The 20595-nt window shown below is 38.3% G+C and carries 8 protein-coding genes and 3 pseudogenes; 6 read left to right on the forward strand and 5 right to left on the reverse strand.

Annotated features, from left to right (window positions below; genetic code table 11):
* The first annotated feature begins 231 nt into the window (after positions 1 to 231).
* From ACFIMQ_RS00320 to ACFIMQ_RS00345, 6 genes and pseudogenes are all read left to right on the forward strand, one after another.
* Positions 232 to 1140, forward strand: coding sequence for a metal ABC transporter substrate-binding protein (locus ACFIMQ_RS00320; protein WP_375615604.1), 909 nt, complete (start codon positions 232 to 234; stop codon positions 1138 to 1140).
* Positions 1137 to 1967 (forward strand): manganese/iron ABC transporter ATP-binding protein, encoded by an 831-nt coding sequence (locus tag ACFIMQ_RS00325; protein ID WP_375615605.1) that lies wholly within the window; start codon positions 1137 to 1139, stop codon positions 1965 to 1967. The genes ACFIMQ_RS00320 and ACFIMQ_RS00325 overlap by 4 nt, the downstream gene beginning before the upstream one ends.
* Positions 1964 to 2830: a metal ABC transporter permease gene (locus ACFIMQ_RS00330; protein ID WP_375606165.1), complete on the forward strand. Its 867-nt coding sequence runs from the start codon at positions 1964 to 1966 to the stop codon at positions 2828 to 2830. The genes ACFIMQ_RS00325 and ACFIMQ_RS00330 overlap by 4 nt, the downstream gene beginning before the upstream one ends.
* Positions 2827 to 3738 (forward strand): metal ABC transporter permease, encoded by a 912-nt coding sequence (locus ACFIMQ_RS00335; RefSeq protein ID WP_375615606.1) that lies wholly within the window; start codon positions 2827 to 2829, stop codon positions 3736 to 3738. The genes ACFIMQ_RS00330 and ACFIMQ_RS00335 overlap by 4 nt, the downstream gene beginning before the upstream one ends.
* Positions 3739 to 4133: 395 nt before the next feature.
* Positions 4134 to 4520: a YbaN family protein gene (locus ACFIMQ_RS00340; protein WP_375615607.1), complete on the forward strand. Its 387-nt coding sequence runs from the start codon at positions 4134 to 4136 to the stop codon at positions 4518 to 4520.
* A gap of 847 nt (positions 4521 to 5367) precedes the next feature.
* Positions 5368 to 5537, forward strand: a pseudogene (locus ACFIMQ_RS00345) (integrase); the annotation flags it as partial.
* A gap of 930 nt (positions 5538 to 6467) precedes the next feature.
* Here the strand turns inward: ACFIMQ_RS00345 and pncB are convergent.
* The 5 genes and pseudogenes from pncB to aroA form a co-directional block, all read right to left on the reverse strand.
* Positions 6468 to 7771, reverse strand: a pseudogene (gene pncB, locus ACFIMQ_RS00350) (nicotinate phosphoribosyltransferase).
* Positions 7772 to 7902: 131 nt separating this feature from the next.
* Positions 7903 to 16472: pseudogene (locus ACFIMQ_RS00355) on the reverse strand (GH36-type glycosyl hydrolase domain-containing protein).
* Positions 16473 to 16698: 226 nt separating this feature from the next.
* Entirely contained in the window at positions 16699 to 18399 is a 1701-nt protein-coding gene (rpsA, locus tag ACFIMQ_RS00360) for a 30S ribosomal protein S1 (RefSeq protein ID WP_375615609.1), read from the reverse strand.
* A gap of 132 nt (positions 18400 to 18531) precedes the next feature.
* Entirely contained in the window at positions 18532 to 19179 is a 648-nt protein-coding gene (cmk, locus tag ACFIMQ_RS00365; RefSeq protein WP_375608961.1) for a (d)CMP kinase, read from the reverse strand.
* Entirely contained in the window at positions 19176 to 20504 is a 1329-nt protein-coding gene (gene aroA / locus ACFIMQ_RS00370) for a 3-phosphoshikimate 1-carboxyvinyltransferase (protein WP_375703161.1), read from the reverse strand. Before aroA ends, cmk begins: the two co-directional genes overlap by 4 nt.
* Between the last annotated feature and the right edge of the window lie 91 nt (positions 20505 to 20595).

A 20595-nucleotide genomic window follows, 5' to 3' on the forward strand; every position in this document is an offset into this window, starting at 1 on the left:
TTTTGTTTGGCGTTCAAGAGCTATAGAGCTTCTTGAAAGGGGATCTCTTTAGTAAAACAAGCTGCTTAAATTATCAATTTTTTCAATATAAAAAAACTGTTTTTAAACATCTTGAAAAGTTATTTTTTCTCTTAATCCTTCATTGCAAATTTAAAAGATAACTGCTATTGCTAAATGATAATGCAAATTATTTGCAATAAAAAGAAGGCATATAAAGAAAAGAGAGAATCAATGAACGTAAGAACGTTTTTCACCATAGTTTTTGGAAGTGTTATTTTTTTTACACCCAATTTTGCTTTGTGTGCTGGTAAATTTAAAGCTGTTACGACATTCACTATCATTGCTGATATGGCACGCAATGTAGCAGGTGATGCCGCTGATGTTGAATCCATTACAAAACCAGGTGCGGAAATTCATGAATATCAACCCACCCCACGCGATCTTATGCGTGCTCAGGGAGCTAACCTTGTATTGTGGAATGGTTTAGAGTTAGAGCTTTGGTTTGAAAAGTTTTTTCAAAATATCAAGGATGTTCCAAGTGTTGTTGTTTCAAAAGGTATTGTACCCATTAAAATTGGTGAGGGCCCCTTTAGCGGTAAACCCAATCCTCATGCGTGGATGTCACCGACCTCTGCTTTGATTTACGTTGATAATATTCGCGATGCTTTTGTAAAATATGATCCTGAACATGCTGAAATTTATAAACAGAATGCTGAAATTTATAAACAGAAAATTCGTGCAACGATTGATCCAATTAGGGCTGAATTAGAAGCCGTACCGCAAGATAAGCGTTGGCTTGTGACCAGTGAAGGGGCTTTTAGCTATTTGGCACGTGATTTTGATCTAAAAGAACTTTATTTATGGCCCATCAATGCTGACCAACAAGGAACACCACAGCAGGTCAAGCATGTTATTGATATGGTTCGCAAATACAATATTCATGCAGTTTTTTCTGAAAGCACTATTTCCCCTGCGCCTGCTAAGCAGGTTGCCAAAGAAACAGGGGCTAAATACGGTGGTGTTCTCTATGTTGATTCTCTGAGTGAGAAAAATGGTGAGGTCCCCACTTATATTGATTTATTACGTGTCACGAGTGGGCGTATTAGCAATGCTCTAGCAGAGGGAGTAAAAAGCCAATGACGGAATGTGGAATATTTGCCCAAGGGGTAACGGTAACTTATCGTAATGGACATACAGCTTTACGCGAAGTGAATTTTGAAAGTCCAAAGGGTTCTATTACGGCATTGGTTGGTGTTAATGGATCCGGTAAGTCAACGTTATTTAAAGCAATTATGGGGTTTGTACGCCCCTCAAAGGGAAAAATTCGCATGTTTGATTTGCCCGTTGATGTGGCTTTGAAAAAAAATCTTATTGCTTATGTTCCTCAAAGTGAAGATGTTGATTGGAATTTTCCTGTCTTGGTTGAAGATGTTGTATTGATGGGGCGGTACGGTCATATGAATTTCTTTCGCTATGCCCGTACACAAGATTATGAAGCCGTTCGTATTGCCTTAGAACGTGTTGATATGCTGGCTTTTGCCAAGCGCCAAATTGGAGAACTTTCTGGTGGACAGAAAAAGCGTGTTTTCCTAGCACGCGCTCTTGCACAGAAAGCAAAAGCTATTTTATTAGATGAGCCGTTTACAGGGGTTGACGTTACAACAGAAGATAAAATCATTGCTTTGTTACAAGATCTTCGTAAAGAAGGAGCTGTGATCTTGGTTTCAACTCACAATTTGGGTTCTGTTCGTGAATTTTGTGATCATACGGTTTTAATAAAAGGAACAGTGTTAGCTTCCGGATTAACTGAAAAAATCTTTACAAAGCAAAATCTGGAAAAAACTTTTGGAGGATCTTTGCACCACCATATTTTTGACCTTCAAAGCGCAAAAAAAAATGATGTTTTCATGGGAAGAAAGCAGTCTGCAGCTTGTGAAGATATTGAAAGAGTGGAGCACGTTGCATGATTTCTTGGTTGCTTGAGCCACTGAGCTATCAATATATGGTGAATGCAATGTGGGTTTCTGGGTTAGTTGGGTGTGTTTGTGCCTTTCTTTCGGCTTTTTTGATGTTAAAAGGTTGGTCATTGATTGGTGATGCACTTTCCCATTCGATTGTTCCTGGTGTAGCAGGAGCTTACCTTTTAGGGTTACCTTTTTCACTTGGCGCTTTTTTTTCTGGTGGTCTTGCAGCAGCAGCAATGCTCTTTTTTAACCATCGGACAAAGCTTAAAGAAGATACCATTATTGGGCTCATTTTTTCTTCCTTTTTTGCCTTTGGGTTATTTCTCAAATCATTAAAACCAATGGCTGTTAATATTGATACGATTGTTTTAGGAAATATTTTAGCAGTTAGTTCAACAGATATTCTACAATTGGCTTTTATCGGCTTTTTTTCTTTGCTTATATTGCTTTTGAAATGGAAAGATCTTCTTGTTTCATTATTTGATGAAACGCATGCGCATGCCATTGGATTAAACGTAAAGTTTTTAAAGATTCTCTTTTTCACATTGCTGGCAGCTTGTACCGTTGCTGCAATGCAAACCGTTGGAGCGTTCTTGGTCATTTGCCTTGTCGTGACACCTGGAGCAACAGCCTATCTTTTAAGTGATCGTTTCGTAAATGTCTTGATTATTGCAGTTATAATTGGAACATTCACAAGTGTCTTGGGTGTTTATGTAAGTTATTTTTTGAATGCGCAAACAGGCGGGGTTGTGGTACTTTTTCAGGCATTTTTATTTATTTTGGCTTTTATTTTTGCTCCTAAACACGGGTTTATTGCTGCACGCTTACGTATAAATGCAGCAAAAAAGGGTGTGATATTATCATGATTGATCAATTACTGCTTCCGTTTCAATTTTCTTTTATGCTTAAGGGTATGCTTATTGTCATGATTCTTTCTGTTCCAATGGCAATGCTTTCCTGCTTTCTTATCTTAAAAGGATGGGCACTGTTAGGTGATGCCATTTCCCATGCAGTTTTTCCCGGTGTTGTTGTTGGTTATATGACAACACCATGGGTAATCGCATTTTTGACTTCTTTGCCATTTGCTTGGGTTCAGCATATGCGTCCAGAGAATATTACAATGACTTTGATTACTTGCGGTGCTTTTGTGGCAGGAATGGTGTGTGCATTATTAACGGGTTTTTTAGGAAGCAATAGCCGTATCAAACAGGACACGGTGATGGGTGTGGTCTTTTCTTCAATGTTTGGTTTGGGGCTTGTTTTAGCCACCTCTATTTATAGTAGCTTAGATTTGAATCATATTCTATTTGGTAATCTCTTGGGTGTTAACTGGCTTGATATTACGCAGACAGCAATTATTTCTATTGTTGTCACTCTTATTTTAGGAGCAAAATGGCGTGACTTTATGCTGTATATTTTTGATTCAATTCAAGGTCGTGCAATGGGATTGCCAATATCTCTACTCCACTATACCCTTCTAACAATGATTTCTCTTACAATTGTTGCGGCCTTGAAAGCTGTTGGAATTGTGCTTGTTATTTCTTTATTAATAGCGCCGGGAGCAATTGCTTATCTTACGACGAAGCGATTTTCTTTTATGTTAATAATCGCGATACTTGTTGCCGCTTTTTCTGGTTTTTTAGGGATTTATCTCAGCTTATTTATCGGCTCTGATTCTGCTTCCACAATTGTGTTAATCTTAACATTGATTTTTATTGCTATTTTCATGATGATTTTCTTTCGTCAAAATACAGTTCAAGAAACTTTAAGATGATAAAATTCTTGCATATCAGCCATGCATTTTTATGTATTGTCTCTCGTGCCTATTTTAGTTAGAGACTGGGTCGCTAGGTTATTTTCCTCCTAATGCCTAGCAACTGAATGCAGTGTATATTCTCCCCCCCCAAGACTGCATTTTAATTAAGAGGCTGCATTGATTTATTCTGCAGCCTTTTTATTTTTTTCTAAAACTTTTTCTCATTTCTTGAAATCATTTAAAATGATTATCATATTGCGTAAACTATTCGGTATTTTCAAGGAACTTATGACAGAAAAAATGCTTACGCATGAAGTGATAGAGAGTGATTGTGCGCTCAGACATCTGAACAATAAGAAAATAGGTACAGTGTTTTATGTAGAGTTTTGCGTAGAGGAAAATAGTACGAGAAAATGAAAAAAGATTTGAAGATATCGCACCCTTTGCGTATCTGCTATTATATAGCAGGGTGGGCAATGGTTATATTAGGTATTATCGGCGTAGTATTACCTATTATGCCAACTGTGCCTTTTTTATTGGTTGCCTCATGGTGTTTTACGCGTTCTTCTCCACGTTTTCATCAATGGTTGAATAATCATCGTATTTTCGGTCCCCCTATTAAGCGATGGGAAGAAAAAAAAGCAATCTCTCCATTCGTTAAAGTTTTTGCAATGATGAGTATGACAGGAGGATTTTTATCCTTTTTCTTGATGATACATCCTCCTTTATGGTTTTCTTTATTCACTGGGGTTATATTATCGTTGATTGCTGTTTATATTGTAACGCGTCCATCTTCATAATGATAGCAAAGGCTTTATGAGATGCTTTTTACACTTTGGCTTATTTGTAAAAACTATTGAGAGAGCGGATTTTCAAGTTTTAGATATTACCTCTCCATATCCAAGATACCTATGAAATAACAAGCTTTTTTAAAGAAATTAATCAATGAAATGTTTGTCAAATAATTTTTATGAGAAAAAAACTATGCACAAACACGAAGTCTCCATAAAAAGTTTCTTTATAAGACATGATGGATCACATTCATGAAGAGAAGCATTGCTTTGTGAGAAATGCTCGTATGGATCTCTCTATATATATCTATATTGAGAAGCCATTAGATGTTATAGTCATTTCTTTCTAACAAGACATCTCATTTGTTTTGATATCTCTTGATGAGGACTTGATAGAATACAAAGCTTACTCAACACCATCTCTTTTTATATTTATACAGTTAAGAAGCCAGTCTATTATATCAATCTTAATGTTGCATCTGTTTTTAGCTTAAAGATAATTTATAAAAAACAACAGAGTTCTTTTTAAATGGTTTTATGCATATACACATTCTTTTAATAATATGCGAATGAATGAATTTTTTGACTTTGCATAAAGCTTATTCAAAATAAAAATATTATTGCACTCTCTGTTTTTTTAATGAGTCCATGCCCTTAAAACCAAGATATTGATTTATATAGATAATCTTTCGTTATTCATATTGAATTAGAACCCCGAATATCGTAGGATTCTCTCATTGCAAATCTATTCCCTGTTGAATCAATCAGAATCACTTGCTTGCACGTCACAAACGGAGCTGGCGTGTAGGTAAAGTTGTATAAAAAGAAATAGCCCCTACCTAATAAGCTGTTTCACGTGCTAAGGGCTATTGCAACATTGGGGGCTGGCAAATATATAATGATGATGCCGGCTTGTTGCTTCAAAAACGTAAAGATGGGAACACTCAATGGCTTTATCATTATACCATTCATGGTCGGCGCCGTAAAACGGGCTTAGGTATTTTAAGAGATGTTTCTTTAAAACAAAAGGTTCCCCAAATCGTGTTATTTACACACTTATTTTAACGAAACATTTCTCAATGCTTTACTCATTTCATGATGGTAGTCCATACATGGATAAAGTAATTTTTCCTGTAAAGTGTATAAAATCCATTGAGCACCATCATCCTTGCCTTGCAAAATGCAAACCAATAGTCACCATGCTATTTGTTATTCTCCAATGTTACCATAGAAATTCTTAATGTTACAATTGTAGCTTGTCATATGGTTTTGTATATTTTGACACTAGATTTTGTACCAATTTATTTTTTCAAAGAGTTTTAAAGGTGTTCTCAAAGAATTTTGAAAGCCTTTTCTCATTTTTACTATAGAAACGCACTTTTTTCTGATTTTCGGTAATTTTTGCAATTTTAGGTGTCAAAATCTATTTTCATAAAACGCGCATTTAATTGTAAAAACTGTACATAAAAACAATAAATTACCACGTATTCCTACTTAATCCCACTTTTTCCCACTTAGTATAAAACCTACTGTCAAACCACAACAATAACCCTTAAAACTTGAAAACCTTCATACATACAAGGAGATGAGTTTGCTTGATTTAACCGGGTTGAAATGAGAAAAATTTATGATATTCGTGCGCGCTCATTCAACATGAAAAATGATAGTATCTTGTTATGCTGTATAACACCGTTATTTATGACAATGATATAAGAAAATCTCCTTGGCTAAACTTCCTTGGCACGTTAAGTATTTTTTTAATGCGTCGTGAATATTTTTAAGTCTGATCTGTTGATCCTTATATAAGTGAAGCGTATGCGCGGTAGGCTAAATAGAATCTGCTCAAAAAACAGCCGAACTATTTCAGACCAGCAAAGGTTAAGAACCTTCATCCTTAGAAAGATCAACCTTATCAATAATATGATGCGTTAATATATCCGTTTAAAGAGCTGGAAATTAGGTCGTTATAGGTCTAGAAACGCGTTTTTATTACCAAAAAAATTGAGATAACGTTGTACTTCTTCTGGATCACCGATAGTTTTTTCAGCATTATCTGAGAGTTTTACAGCTGGCCGACCACTGGCATGAGTCACCTTACAAACAAGGGAAAGAGCATCAAGTGTTGCAATTTCTTGAGGTGCACAGCCCGTAAAGTCGTTGGTAAGATCAGTTCCCCATCCAAAACTCATGCGCACTCTTCCATGAAAATGATGATAGGTTTTTTCGATTGTATTGACATCAAGAGCATCAGAAAAAATTAAAAGTTTTTCGCGTGGATCTTTTCCTTTTTCTTTCCACCATTGAATAATACGTTCGCCACCTTCAATAGGGGGTGCACTATCAGGTCTAAACCCCGTCCAATCTGCTACCCAATCTGGAGCATCGCGTAAAAATGCTTCTGTACCAAAGGTATCTGGTAAAACAATGAGAAGATTTCCACCATAATAACGGTTCCAATCTTGCAAGACTTGATACGGAGCTCTGCGTAATTCATCATCGTTGTTGCTAAGAGCAGCAATGACCATAGGCAATTCGTGTGCATTGGTTCCAAGAGCTTCTAAATCTGTATCCATGGCGAGAAGGACATTAGACGTTCCAGTAAAAGAATTACCAATGCCTTCTTTTAATGCTTCCACACACCAGCGCTGCCATAAAAAAGAATGGCGGCGCCTTGTACCAAAGTCGGATATTTTAATATCAGGCAATTTTTTGAGACGTTCAACTTTACTCCACATTTTTGCTTTAGCACGCGCATAAAGTACATCAAGAGCAAAACGATCTAACTTTTTCATAGCAGTACGTGAACGTAATTCGCTGATAATCGCAAGAGCTGGAATTTCCCACATAGAGCTATGCGCCCACGGACCATGAAACTGAAGAATATATTGGCCATCTTTACGGGTTAATTCATATTCTGGTAATTGAAAATTCTCAAGCCACTGAAGAAAATCAGGTTCAAAAATTTGCTTTCGTCCATAAAATGTATTACCAGCGAGCCAGATCATTTCTTTTTTTGTAAAACGCAAACTAAGAGCATGATCAAGTTGGGCACGTAATTCACTCTCATCAATATCATCGGCAAGACGTATTGTTTTAGAGCGGTTTATAAGGGAAAAAGTAACATTGACAGTGGGATAAAGTCCCCAAATCATCTGTACCATAAGAAGCTTATAAAAATCCGTATCAAGAAGTGAACGAATAATGGGATCAAGTTTCCAAGTATGATTGTAAACACGTCTAGCAATATCCGGATGATTCATAACCTTTTTCTTTCAGTCTCATCGAATCTAAAATTATTATGCACCAACACGGTTAATATAGGCGACGCAAGGACTATAACAACTCTACAATTTTGGGCAAGAATAAAAAAGCCTACTCTCTTTTTTCGTTTTTAAGATTTAATAATACGTAAAATTTCATGCTGACCTGTTTTTTGTAACTTTATCCCTGTATGAACTTCAGTATATTCTTTGCCATTAACATAGAGCATATTTTCAGATCCACATTTTACTTTAATGGTATAAACGGCATCACAAAATTTCATTTTTGCTTCGTATTTTGGCCAAATAGAGGGTAAATGTGGCTGTAAAAATAACAAGTCTCCCTGACGTTGTATTCCAAGAATCGCTTGTGTTGCGGCGCGATAAAACCAACCAGCTGAACCTGTATACCATGTCCAGCCACCTTGACCACATCGTGGTTCAACAGCATAAATATCTGCCGCCATCACATAAGGTTCAACACGATAAGTTTCAGGATCTTGTCCATGATTAATAGGGTTAATCGCGGAAAATAAAGCATAAGCTTCATCGTTTTGTCCCATTTCAGCCAATGCTAAAATACTCCAAATGGCACCATGCGTGTATTGACCACCATTTTCTCGAATTCCTGGAGGATAACCTTTTATATAACCAGGCTCGAGTGTACTTTTATCAAAAGGCGGCCAAAAAAGGCGAATGAGTCCACCTTTTTTATCATAGAGATGTTCCAGCATTGATGTCATTGCTTGTTTTTGACGTTCAAGCGATGCCATTTGAGAAATGACAGCCCAAGATTGAGCAATGGTATCAATTTGACATTCATCATTAATTTTAGAGCCAAGAGGTGTTCCATCATCAAAATAACCACGTCGATACCAAGCACCATCCCAACCGTTTTTCTCTAGGGATTTTGTTAAATGTTCAAGATACGTACTCCATATTTGCATATGGCTGTTGTCACCACGTTTCTTTGCTAAAGAGATAAATGCTTGTAATGTATACCCAAGAAACCATCCTAACCAAATGCTTTCGCCTTTTCCTTCCACACCTACCAAATTCATGCCATCATTCCAATCCCCACCTAAAATAAGAGGGAGACCATGTGGTCCGCAGCGTTTAATGGCAAGGTCTAAAGCTAAAGCACAATGTTCATAAACCGTTGCAACCTTTGAGGATTGGGTGGGTTGAAAATAAGCATCCTGTTGCCCACTTTTGAGAACATCACCTTCAATAAAAGGAATGAGCGTATCAAGAAAGGCATCATCGCCAGTGGTATTGACATAAAGAGCTGTTGCATATGCAAGCCAAACGATATCATCAGAAATCCGCGTACGAACACCAGCATTTGTATCAGGCAACCACCAATGTTGCACATCCCCTTCAAGAAATTGGTGCGCTGCAGCATTTAACAATTGGTCATGAGCCAATTGTGGTTCCAGCAATAACAAAGACAAGCTATCTTGTAGCTGATCACGAAAGCCAAATGCACCACTCGCTTGGTAAAAGCCTGCGCGTGCCATGATGCGGCATGCATAAATTTGATAGGGAAGCCAGTGGTTGACCATAAGATTAAAAGAAGAGTCAGGTGTTTTGACTTGGAAAGGAGAAACAAAATCACTCCATTGTTGTTTTTGTTTTGTGAGCAGAATTTCAAAATCACTTGCACGTGCTTGATCAAGTAGTTTTTCAGCTTCTTGCCTATTTTCAGCACTGCCAAGATAGAAGATGATTTCTTTTGTTTGCCCTGGTAAAAGATCAATATCATAGGCAAATGCTGAACAAGGATCACATCCTGCTGCAATGGTATTCGAAAGAGCACCAGCTTTACGGATCGCATTTGGATGTGTTACGGTTCCCGTTGCACCGATAAATTCAGCGCGATTGGTGGTCGTGCTGGTTGGCATTTCGGATGCTGATAAAAATGTGACTTGTTGAGATTTTTCTATGTGATAGGGATTTTGAATAAAATGCGCCCCCCATCTAGCCTCATAAGAAAAAACAATAAAGGGGGTATATTTGGTACGGACATTTCCCAAAACCCATTCAACATAATTATAAAGGCGTAAACTGCGTGTTTTTTTCCCTTCATTCGTAAGGATAAGACGTGAAAAGCGAATAGGTTTTTCGGGATCAAGTGTATGGGTCAGTTCTAATGCGATTTCTGAATGTGTTGATTTAAAAGTTGAGAATCCAAACCCATGACAAGCCTCATAGGCAATATTTTCGTCACATTCAACAGTAGAAACGGGTGAGAAACGTTTTAAAGACTGGCGATCAATCAGATAAAGAGCTTCTCCTGGTCGGTTAGACGTTGGATCATTCGCCCAAGGAGTTAATTGATAATCGCGGCTATTGTTAGCCCAAGTAAAAATTGCACCTTCAGCAGAGACATGAAAACCAAACCTGTGATTAGCAATGACATTAATCCACGGATGCGGTGTATTGGTACGTCCATGAAGACGTATTACATAATGATTATGCTGATTAAAACCACCGTAACCATTCCAATATCTTAGATCTTCTCCATTCGTAGGGAAAGAAGATGGTTTTTGTTGGCTAACAAGACCAATGGAAGCAAAAAGATTTTGTTCCGTTTGTGATGTAACTTGCCTTCCTTCATTATATTTCGGAGAGTCTAATTGTTCATAAGATCCTTGATAATTTTTACGGATTGCGAGATCAAAATCATTCTCATCAAGCCGTTTAAGCTGTTCAGATAAAGAGCCATTTTGGGCATCAAGAACAATACGCGCTGATGCAAGAAGCGTTTTAAAACTCTGTTCACTTATTTGATCGCGCCGAAGCGTGAAAATATGTTGGCATCCATCTGCTTCTTGCGTGTGGCGACGATAAGATTCACAGACCCATTCAAGAGCACGTTGTGTATTTTGTATATAGGAAAATGCTTGTTCATTGAGAATGACCAAATCAACAATAAGACCGCGCATACGCCAATATTCGTGTGCTTTAAGAAGCTCACGCAGTACAGTTATATTTCCCTCGTTATTTAATCTAAGAAGACAGAGTGGATTGTCTCCTGAAATGGACATGGGCCAAAGATCAGACTGTTTTCCAAGCATTTTTGCTAATATTTCAGAAGGAAGACGCCATGTGCGGTCTGGATAGATAAGCGGTGTTGCATATTTTTGATAAACAATAGCTTCTTTAAGTTGAGTTCCACTCTGATACAGTGCAACTTGTGAGCGCGTCCATGCCATTGAAAGTTCTTTTTGAAACATATCAGGTTGTCGATAATGTTTAATATGATTATGCAACGCTTCTTTTGTATGAGCAGCGAAAGTCCAAAAAATAAGTTCTGCTTTGCCATGGGCTGGAATTTGTACACAGCAGCGCAATGACATAATAGGATCTAGAACACAACCTTGACTGTTACTAAAACGAGTATTTTGGTCAAATGCAGCGGGACGATGAATAGATCGCCCCCGACCAATAAACAGAGAGCGATCTGTTTCAGCTTCTGTCTCTTGGAGAGTATCTGTTGTACTAGAAACAAAATGAGCAATATGAATATCAGGGTCGCTAGGTGAGCGTTTACGCCTTTTGGCAAAAATTGTTTTGCCTTCCTCAGCAATTTCTGTCTCTATAAACATACGAGAAAAAACAGGATGAGCACTATCTACGTCCATTGTTGCGAGTGCCAGTTCACCATAAGAAGTAACTTCAATAAGACAATCTTTATGTGTCGTATTCATCAGTTGAAGACGTCTCCCTTCGCCACATCCTTCAGATGTAATAAGACATTCAAGTGTTGATTTAATACCATCAACTATTTTTGTATATTCAGCCTTTTCATCTGTAAAAATGCTGACAGCTTCTTCTTCAATAACGCGTGTTGGTTCACCAGTAACAGACCACCAGCGTCCACTATGCGTATTACGTAGAAAGAATAAAGTACCTTGTTGATCTTCTGTTGCATCAGGAATAAAGCGCGTAATCGCATAATCGTGCCAACGGCTGTAACCAGAACCATTAGCTGTTAACATGGTAGAATAAGAGCCATTAGACAAAAGCAAAGTTGCTCGTGGTTTGAGCAACGGATTTTTAATAATACGCAAAAGGGCAGCGTCAAATGCTTGAGACTTATTGCGCATACGATTAACAGCTTTGGTATGAATAATAGGAATAAAATGGGGTGCTCTTTCTTGTAAGAGCAATTGAGTTGCTTCAATAACGGGATTACGGTGAAAACGATCACGCATTCGCCCTTGAAAAATAACATTGTTAAGAGCAAGGATAGACATGCCATGATGGTGCGCATAATAATTGCGTACAACAGCATATTTTTCCCCTATCTTTACGCGTGAAGGGGTAAAATCGACAGAATCATAATAACCATATGTTCCTAAAGCTCCAAGATCACGGAGTCGTTTTAAATTAGCGACAGCGCAAGAAGGTGCATATTGTGCCGCTAGAAGACTAGCATAGGGGGCAATGACAGCATTGCGTGAGAGTCCACGTTGGAGTCCGAGACTTGGAACACCAAAATGAGCGTATTGATAGTTCATTAAATGATCGCGAGCATTAAATGCAGCCTCTGAAATACCCCATGGCAATTCCCGTTTATGGGCATATTGTATTTGACATCGAATAATTAATCGATTTGTTTGATCTAGTAGAGATCCTAACGGTTCATGCATCACAAGAGAGGGCATAAGGTATTCGAACATGGAACCAGACCATGATAGGAGTGCACCTTTCCAACCTATCGGTACAAGGAGTCGACCAAGATGAAACCAATGTTTAAGTTTTATATCTCCCTTTGCGATAGCAAAAAAGCTTGCAAGACGTGCTTCTGAAGCAAGAAGATCATAACAATTTTCATCGAGTTTGTTTTCTTGCACACGATATCCAATGGATAAAAGGTGCCGTTTAGGCTGTTCTAAAAAGTCAAATTCCATATCAAAGGCTATTTGCCGTGCTGCTATAGCCAACTGGTTTAGTTTTTTACATAATTTTTCAGTATCACAATTATCAGTAGCATCATGATGATGAGCGTTGCAGGTGTCGAGAAGGCATTTAGCCCAAGAGAGTGCACGAGCAGATTCTATCGTTTGAATTTTTTGATCAAGTTCATCGACTAAGTGTACAATATCGTGGGCTGCCTGTGAAAGGTCCATGATGTGAGAAGGGATCGTATTTTCTTGTTCTAAAAAAATGAAGACAGAGTCATGAAAACGAGTGATTTTTTCTTCGGTTCTTTGGCGTAAAGGGCGTAAACTGGATTGATGATCTGGAATTTCTTTGACAGTCTCATCAAGAATAGTACAAACATCCAATAAGCCTTCTCGGTCACTTTGAAAAAAAATATGAGGTTTTTCAGCCCATTCACTTAAAGCAGAAGAGAGTGTTACCAAATGACCGGCAAGATTTCCTGAATCAACGGTTGATACATAAGTAGGTAAAAGAGGTCTGAGTGTATCCGTTTCATACCAATTATAGAGATGACCACGAAACTTTTCCATTTTTGCAAGAGAGCGTAATGTACATTCAATACGGGTGATGGTCTCTTCAATACCAATCCAACCAAAATCACGTGCTGCAATAATAGAAAGGAGATAAACCCCGATATTCGTAGGAGATGTACGTTGAGCCACAAGAGGTTCAGGATCTTCTTGAAAATTATCAGGAGGCAAATAGTTGTTTTGTGCATTGACAAAGGTTGTATAATAAAGCCATGTCCGCCGTGCAATAGAACGGAGAATTTTTTCATCTTTTGAAGAAATATCAAGGCTCTCTTGAAAGGTTGAAGGTTGACTCACAATCCAAGCAATAAAGGGTGAAAAAAACCATGCTATCCCAAAAGGCAAAGCAATCAAGCTTACAAAACTATCAGAAAAAAGAGGGAGTGCTATAGTAAGAATACCAATAAGCGATGCTGGTGCCATTGTAAAAACATAGAAACGCAAACTATTGGGCATTGATTTTGTTACGGCAGAAGTTTTCCATTCAAGAAGATGTTGTTTTGAAATCGTCATACGATAGAGTGTACGAATAATCGCATCGGTCATAAAATACGCCGAATGCGCAAGAAACGTCGTTTTAAGAAATATATCAGCGCTTGTAAGAGCAATTTTGTTCCAAATTAATTGAAAATGTCCACGCAAAGAATGATCTATATTGGATAAGACAAGCGTTTTTAATACACATAGAATGGGTGAAATGAAGGAGCTAAATAATAAGAATATTTGCCAGACGATTGCACTCTTTAATGGCAAAAGAGTCCATCCTGCAAATGCTGCGATTAACCACATAAGTGGCGTAAGAGAACGACGTAAATTATCCTGCATTTTCCAACGCGTCACGGAACTTATTTGACGAGGGAAAAAAAGATAAGGTAAAAGTTGCCAATCACCGCGGATCCAGCGATGATACCGCATAACATCAATATTATAAGCTGTCGGATAATCTTCAATAATTTCTACGCTACTTACAAAAGCAGTACGAGCATATCCTCCTTCTAAGAGATCATGACTGAGAACAGTATTTTCTTTAATTTTGCCGTAAAGTGCTCGTTCAAATGCATCAATATTATAAAGCCCTTTACCGGTAAAGGTGCCTTCTCCTAAAAGATCTTGATACGTATCAAAAACAGCAAAAACATAAGGATCAATACCACGGTTGGTAGAAAAAACGCGTTGGAGAATTGATGTTTTTTTTTCTGTTGTAAGAGAAGGAATAATGCGTGGTTGTAAAATGCTATAGCCTTTTACAACCTTTCCACTTTGTGGATCAAAAAGGGGATGATTGAGTGGATGGTTAAGCTTTCCAACAAGTTGTGTGACGCTCTCTGGAGTAAGACGTGTATCACAATCCAGAGTCATAACAAAACGGCAATCCAGAGGAAGGTGTGGATCGGGGGGATAAAAACTCGTGTTTTTATCGCCTCTTAAGAGCCGATTGAGTTCATGAAGTTTTCCTCGCTTTCGTTCCCATCCCATCCAACATTTTTCGCTTGTATTATAAAGGCGTCGGCGATGCAAAAGGAAAAAAAGCGGAAATTCATCACGAGGATAACGACCATTGAGTTTATCAATATTCTGTTGCGCATAGTGCAATAAATCAAGATCATCTTGCGTTTCTCTCAAGGGAGAATCCGCCCAATCTGTAATGAGTGCAAAATGAATGGCACCTTTAGAATTGGAAAGATAGTGCACTTCAAGATTGCGCACTTGTTCATCAATATCATCTCGTGATGTCATCAAAGTAGGTACAACAACCATTGTCCGTGCATATCCCGGAATACCTTCTTTATATTCATAACCAATAAGCTGTCTTGATGGGACAAACCACGAAACAACAGTATTAAAAAAGGAAAAAGTAGCATCCATAGCAGGAAAAAGCGCCAATATAGTAAAGCAAAGGGACATCCATGGTGTTATGCCAGACACTTGTAAAAAAGCGTAAATTGCAAGCAAAAGAGCAAGCGTCAGAAAAGAGACAGGAATGGCGATGACTCTCAATTTTGAGCTACAGGAAGCGCGTGCCCATTTTATGAAAAAAGGCGGGGTATATCCACAAGCCTTTTCAAATATGCCACGGCCATCATCGACAAGATACCACCCCACACAAGAATGATGAGGCGTATCTTCAGAAGTGGAATTTGCTATTTCTACGACTTTATGTGCAGCTTCCAATTCACTAAGAGGCGAAAAGCGTGCAACTTTTTCAATGACTTGTCGATAAATATTGCGTGAGTGAGAATCAATTTCAGAAAATTCACTATTTTTACGCAAAATAGAATCGACACAACTTACTGTTTCAAACCATACTGTCCAATCAACATCATCTATAGCTTTAAGAGCACGGATAATATTGCCCATGGTTACACCATCTGCTGCTTGTCGGGTGTGTTCATCGGCTGTTGCAATCTCTAAGCTACTGCCTTGGCTTTCCAATTGTTTTTCAAGCCAAGTTAATGCTACGGTTGAATCGACAGATGCACTACGCAAACGATAAAATAAATGCGCTGAAAAGGTTGGATCAATAGTAAGTGGTTGATACTGCGTAAAAATAGAATGGAGTTTTGGTTTATTTTCTACAAGAGAAATTTTATCAGCCACTTGACTAGCAAGATGACGCATACGCCGCGCTTTTTCAATACGGACTGAAAGACGACGGACATTTTCAATGAGCAGCATCTGCATCACAGAAGGAAGAGCCCACAATTCACCAATTGTGAGCGCACAAACTTCTTGAAATCCATTAATCATAGCAGTCAGTGTTTCTTGTGAAAAACTACTATCAGTATGCGCGATATAAAGCCAAGTTAAAATAAAAATTCGTGGCATTCCTGCTTTTTGTCTAGAAAGAGGAAGTTGCTTTATAAAGGACTTGGGGAGGTTACGGCGTAGCTGTTGTATGGTTTTATCAATGGCGTAATGATTATCAATGAGCCATTGAGCAGACGGTGCGATGGTCTCATCATTTTGGGCAGCAAAATCACTGGTATGAAAGGCATGAAGAATAAGTTTAGCATTTTCATTCAATCTCTTGCGAAAATCTTCTACTCCCTCATATTCAGGGAGTAAAATTTCTTTACCAGAAGCTATATCATGCCCTAAATTATAAAGATCTTCCTGTACTTTATAAATTGCACGAAGAGGAAAATCTGTATTAGTAAAATGATCTTTTCCCTCTGTTTGAGAAAAAAGTATTTTATGAAGGGTATTATGCACGCCATGTCCCATTGTTTATTCAATTACATCGTTTTTTATTTAAATTGTAAGCATTTTATCTGAATAGTGAACCGTTGATAGATAAAAAACAAACTTTTTGTTTTTATTTGCAAGTATTTGCAATTTTTGACGCAATAATTAAAAAATAAGCAGACAATTTCTTTAGAAAATAAAAAGGTCACTCTTAAAATGAGTGACCTTAATAACAACATCAACTTTAATGATTGATAATTAATCTTGTTCTTGTTTTTTCAAAGCTGCACCCAGAATATCACCAAGAGAAGCACCTGAGTCTGTAGAGCCATATTGTGCAACAGCTTCTTTTTCCTCTGCAATTTCTAACGCTTTGATTGATACTGAAATTTTACGTGTTTTTTTATCAAATGCTGTGATGCGAGCATCAACCTTTTGCCCAATTGCAAAACGCTCAGGACGTTGTTCATCACGATCACGCGCTAAGTCAACACGCCGAATGGTTGTCTCAAGGTTGTGGTCAATCAATTTCACATCAATGCCATTGTCGTTAACAGCAATCACTTCGCATGTTACAACTGCACCTTTTCGCAATTCGCCAGAAGCAGCTGCTTCTCCAACTTTATCGCTGGAAAGCTGCTTAATTCCAAGAGAGATACGCTCTTTTTCAATGTCAACATCAAGAACCACAGCTTTAACGATATCGCCTTTATTGTAAGTATCAATGACTTGTTCACCAGGACGGTTCCAATCAAGATCAGACAGATGAACCATACCGTCAACATCGCCTTCAAGCCCAATAAAGAGACCAAATTCTGTTTTATTTTTAACCTCTCCTTCAATTTGCGAATTGACAGGAAATTTATTGGCAAAAGCTTCCCATGGATTTTCAAATGTTTGCTTTAAACCAAGAGAAATACGCCGTTTAGAAGGATCAATTTCAAGAACAACCACTTCTACTTCCTGTGATGTAGACAGAATTTTTCCAGGATGAACATTTTTCTTTGTCCAACTCATTTCAGAAACGTGGATTAGCCCTTCGATTCCTGGTTCAATTTCAACAAAACCACCGTAATCAGTAATGTTGGTAACAGCACCCGTAATTTTTTTACCAATCGGATATCTGACACTGATGCTTTCCCAAGGATCACTTTCAAGCTGTTTCATTCCAAGAGAAATACGGTGCGTATCTTGATTGATGCGAATAATCTGAACTTTAATCGTTTGACCAATTGTGAGGACTTCAGATGGATGATTAACACGCCGCCATGCCATATCTGTGACGTGTAAGAGACCATCAATCCCACCAAGATCAACAAAAGCACCATAGTCTGTGATATTTTTCACCACACCTTCAACGATTTGATTTTCTTCAAGATTTTGTACGATTTCTGAACGTTGCTCGGCGCGACTTTCTTCTAAGACAGTGCGACGTGAGACAACAATATTGCCACGACGACGATCCATCTTCAAAATCTCAAAGGACTGTAAATTATGCATGAGAGGTGAAACATCACGAATGGGACGAATATCAACTTGGCTGCGAGGCAAGAAAGCTATGGCACCATCAAGATCGACTGTAAAACCACCTTTTACTTGGTTAAAGATAACGCCATCAACGCGTGCACCAGCGTTGAATTTTTCTTCCAAACGAACCCAACTTTCTTCGCGCCGTGCTTTTTCACGCGATAAAACAGCTTCACCCATCGCATTTTCAATGCGTTCAATGTAAACCTCAACTTCATCGCCAACTTGCAAAGAGCCGTCTTTTGCTTTAACTCCAAATTCTCTGAGAGGAATACGTCCTTCGACTTTAAGTCCAGCATCAATAATGGCCATGTCTTTTTCAATTGCAATAACACGGCCTTTAACAACAGACCCTTCATTAAGATCATTAGTTTGAAAAGATTCTGTTAAAAGGGCTTCAAAATCCGCTGTTGTGGGATTGTATTGTGACATAAGAACTCCTAATATACACCTTATGTAATAAGGTATGAGCGCTAGGTTAGTGTTAATATAAGCAACTTCTTGCCTTTTTCCTTAAATACAGGAAGAAAAGTTAGCGCTAGGCCGGAAGTCACCTTGACGAATTTATCCAATTATATGCATTTTTATGATTGGATCAATAAAACTACATGCAATTTCAAATGTTGCTTCTATACTCAATTCTGACGTATCAAGCAAGTGGGCGTTTTTTGCTGGTTTTAGTGGGCTTTGTTTGCGTGTTATATCGCGACTGTCTCGCTGTTCGAGTTGAGCGAGAATTTCATGATAATTTGCCTGAATACCTTTTTTTAAAATCTCTTGGTAGCGGCGTTTGGCGCGTATTTGAATATTGGCTAGAATATAAAACTTGATATCGGCATCAGGACAAACAATAGTTCCGATATCACGCCCATCCAGTACGCTTCCAGGTAAAGTTTTGGCAAAATCCCGTTGTTTGTCGATAAGAATTTTGCGTACAGAAGGGTTAAGCGCTATTTTTGAAGCCGCTTCACCAAGTTCATGAGAAGAAAGAAGTGCAGGATTTAAGGTATTAAAATCAAGTTCTTTAGCATAAATAATAGCATTACTTTCATCATGAAGAGATAAATTTTGTTGTAAAAGCGCATAAGCAACACCACGATAAGTGAGACCAGTATCGAGATGATGAAGATGATAATGTGCAGCAATTTTGCGTGCTAAGGTTCCTTTGCCTGAAGCTGCTGGTCCATCAATGGCAATAACAAAAGGCTTCAAGCGATTTTCCCCCCAAGTTGTTTTATAAAAGAAATAAATTCTGGAAAGCTCGTAGCGATCATTCGTTTATCATCAATGGTAACAGGTTTTTCTGATACAAGCCCAAAAATGAGAAAAGACATAGCAATTCGATGATCAAAATGTGTGGAGACATGGCCACCACCCAAACCTTTGGCGGAAGCTTTCCCATAAACAACAAGAAAATCTTGACCTTCTTCACAGTCTACGCCATTAATTTTTAACCCTTGAGCAACAGCAGACAGCCGATCTGATTCTTTAACACGCAATTCTTTAATGCCTAACATAACTGTTTTGCCTTCTGCAAAGGCTGCTGCTACTGCCAAAGCAGGATATTCATCTATCATCGATGGAGCACGTTCTTTGGGCACCGTAACGCCTCTAAGGACCGATGATCTTATCCGTAGATCAGCAACATCCTCTCCACCTGTTTGACGTCGGTTCAAAAATTCAATTTGAGCACCCATTTCCCACAATGTTTCGATAAGTCCTATGCGAGAGTTATTTATCAAAACATTTTCAATGGTGATATCAGAGTCTTCTACAAGAAGGGCTGCGATAATTGGAAAAGCAGCAGAAGAAGGATCCCCCGGAATATGAATTGTTTGTCCAATAAGATGGGGTTGACCATTAAGATGAATCAAACGTGCACCTTCGTTATCTTTTTCTATTTCAAGTTGCGCACCGAATGCTTTTAACATTTTTTCCGTATGATCTCGTGTCAGAACAGGTTCAATAACAGTTGTAGTGCCGGCGGTATTGAGTCCAGCAAGCAGGATTGCTGATTTAATTTGGGAGGAAGCTATTGGAACACGGTAGCGAATCGGATTAGCCATTTTCGGTCCATAAAGCGTTAAAGGAAGGTGATCATCGTGCGTTGCTTCAATTTCAACTCCCATGAGACGCAGTGGATCAAGGATACGTCCCATTGGACGTTTAGAGAGAGAAGCATCACCAATAAAGGTTGTTTTCATATGATACGGACCAACCATTCCCATAACCAAACGAGCACCTGTTCCAGCGTTTCCAAAGTCTAAAGGTTTTTGCGCAGCTAAGAGGCAACCATTCCCTGTTCCTCGTATGATCCAAACGTCATCTTTTTTAATAATACAAGCGCCCATAGCTTGCATAGCAGCAGCTGTATTGAGTACATCAGCGCTTTCAAGTAATCCGTGGATATATGTCTCACCACTTGCTAATCCTCCCAATATAAGAGAGCGATGGGAGATTGATTTATCTCCTGGTATTTGAATTTTTCCAGAGAGACTACTCGATTTATAGGCGGTTATAGGGATTGCTTTTTGCATGGAAATTCTATTTAATTCTATCTAACTTTTATGAAATTATGCATCCTTTAGCACATGCTTTAAAGGACGTCATGAGAAAATCTATGCGGAG

It is taken from the genome of Bartonella sp. AD13SXNS (assembly GCF_042196465.1).
Classification (GTDB): Bacteria; Pseudomonadota; Alphaproteobacteria; order Rhizobiales; family Rhizobiaceae; genus Bartonella.

Bases quoted from the DNA above. Each gene is read 5' to 3' on its own strand.
- ACFIMQ_RS00320 (WP_375615604.1), top strand. From the start codon at position 232: ATGAACGTAAGAACGTTTTTCACCATAGTTTTTGGAAGTGTTATTTTT.
- ACFIMQ_RS00325 (WP_375615605.1), top strand. From the start codon at position 1,137: ATGACGGAATGTGGAATATTTGCCCAAGGGGTAACGGTAACTTATCGT.
- ACFIMQ_RS00330 (WP_375606165.1), top strand. From the start codon at position 1,964: ATGATTTCTTGGTTGCTTGAGCCACTGAGCTATCAATATATGGTGAAT.
- ACFIMQ_RS00335 (WP_375615606.1), top strand. From the start codon at position 2,827: ATGATTGATCAATTACTGCTTCCGTTTCAATTTTCTTTTATGCTTAAG.
- ACFIMQ_RS00340 (WP_375615607.1), top strand. From the start codon at position 4,134: ATGAAAAAAGATTTGAAGATATCGCACCCTTTGCGTATCTGCTATTAT.
- rpsA (WP_375615609.1), bottom strand. From the start codon at position 18,399: ATGTCACAATACAATCCCACAACAGCGGATTTTGAAGCCCTTTTAACA.
- aroA (WP_375703161.1), bottom strand. From the start codon at position 20,504: ATGCAAAAAGCAATCCCTATAACCGCCTATAAATCGAGTAGTCTCTCT.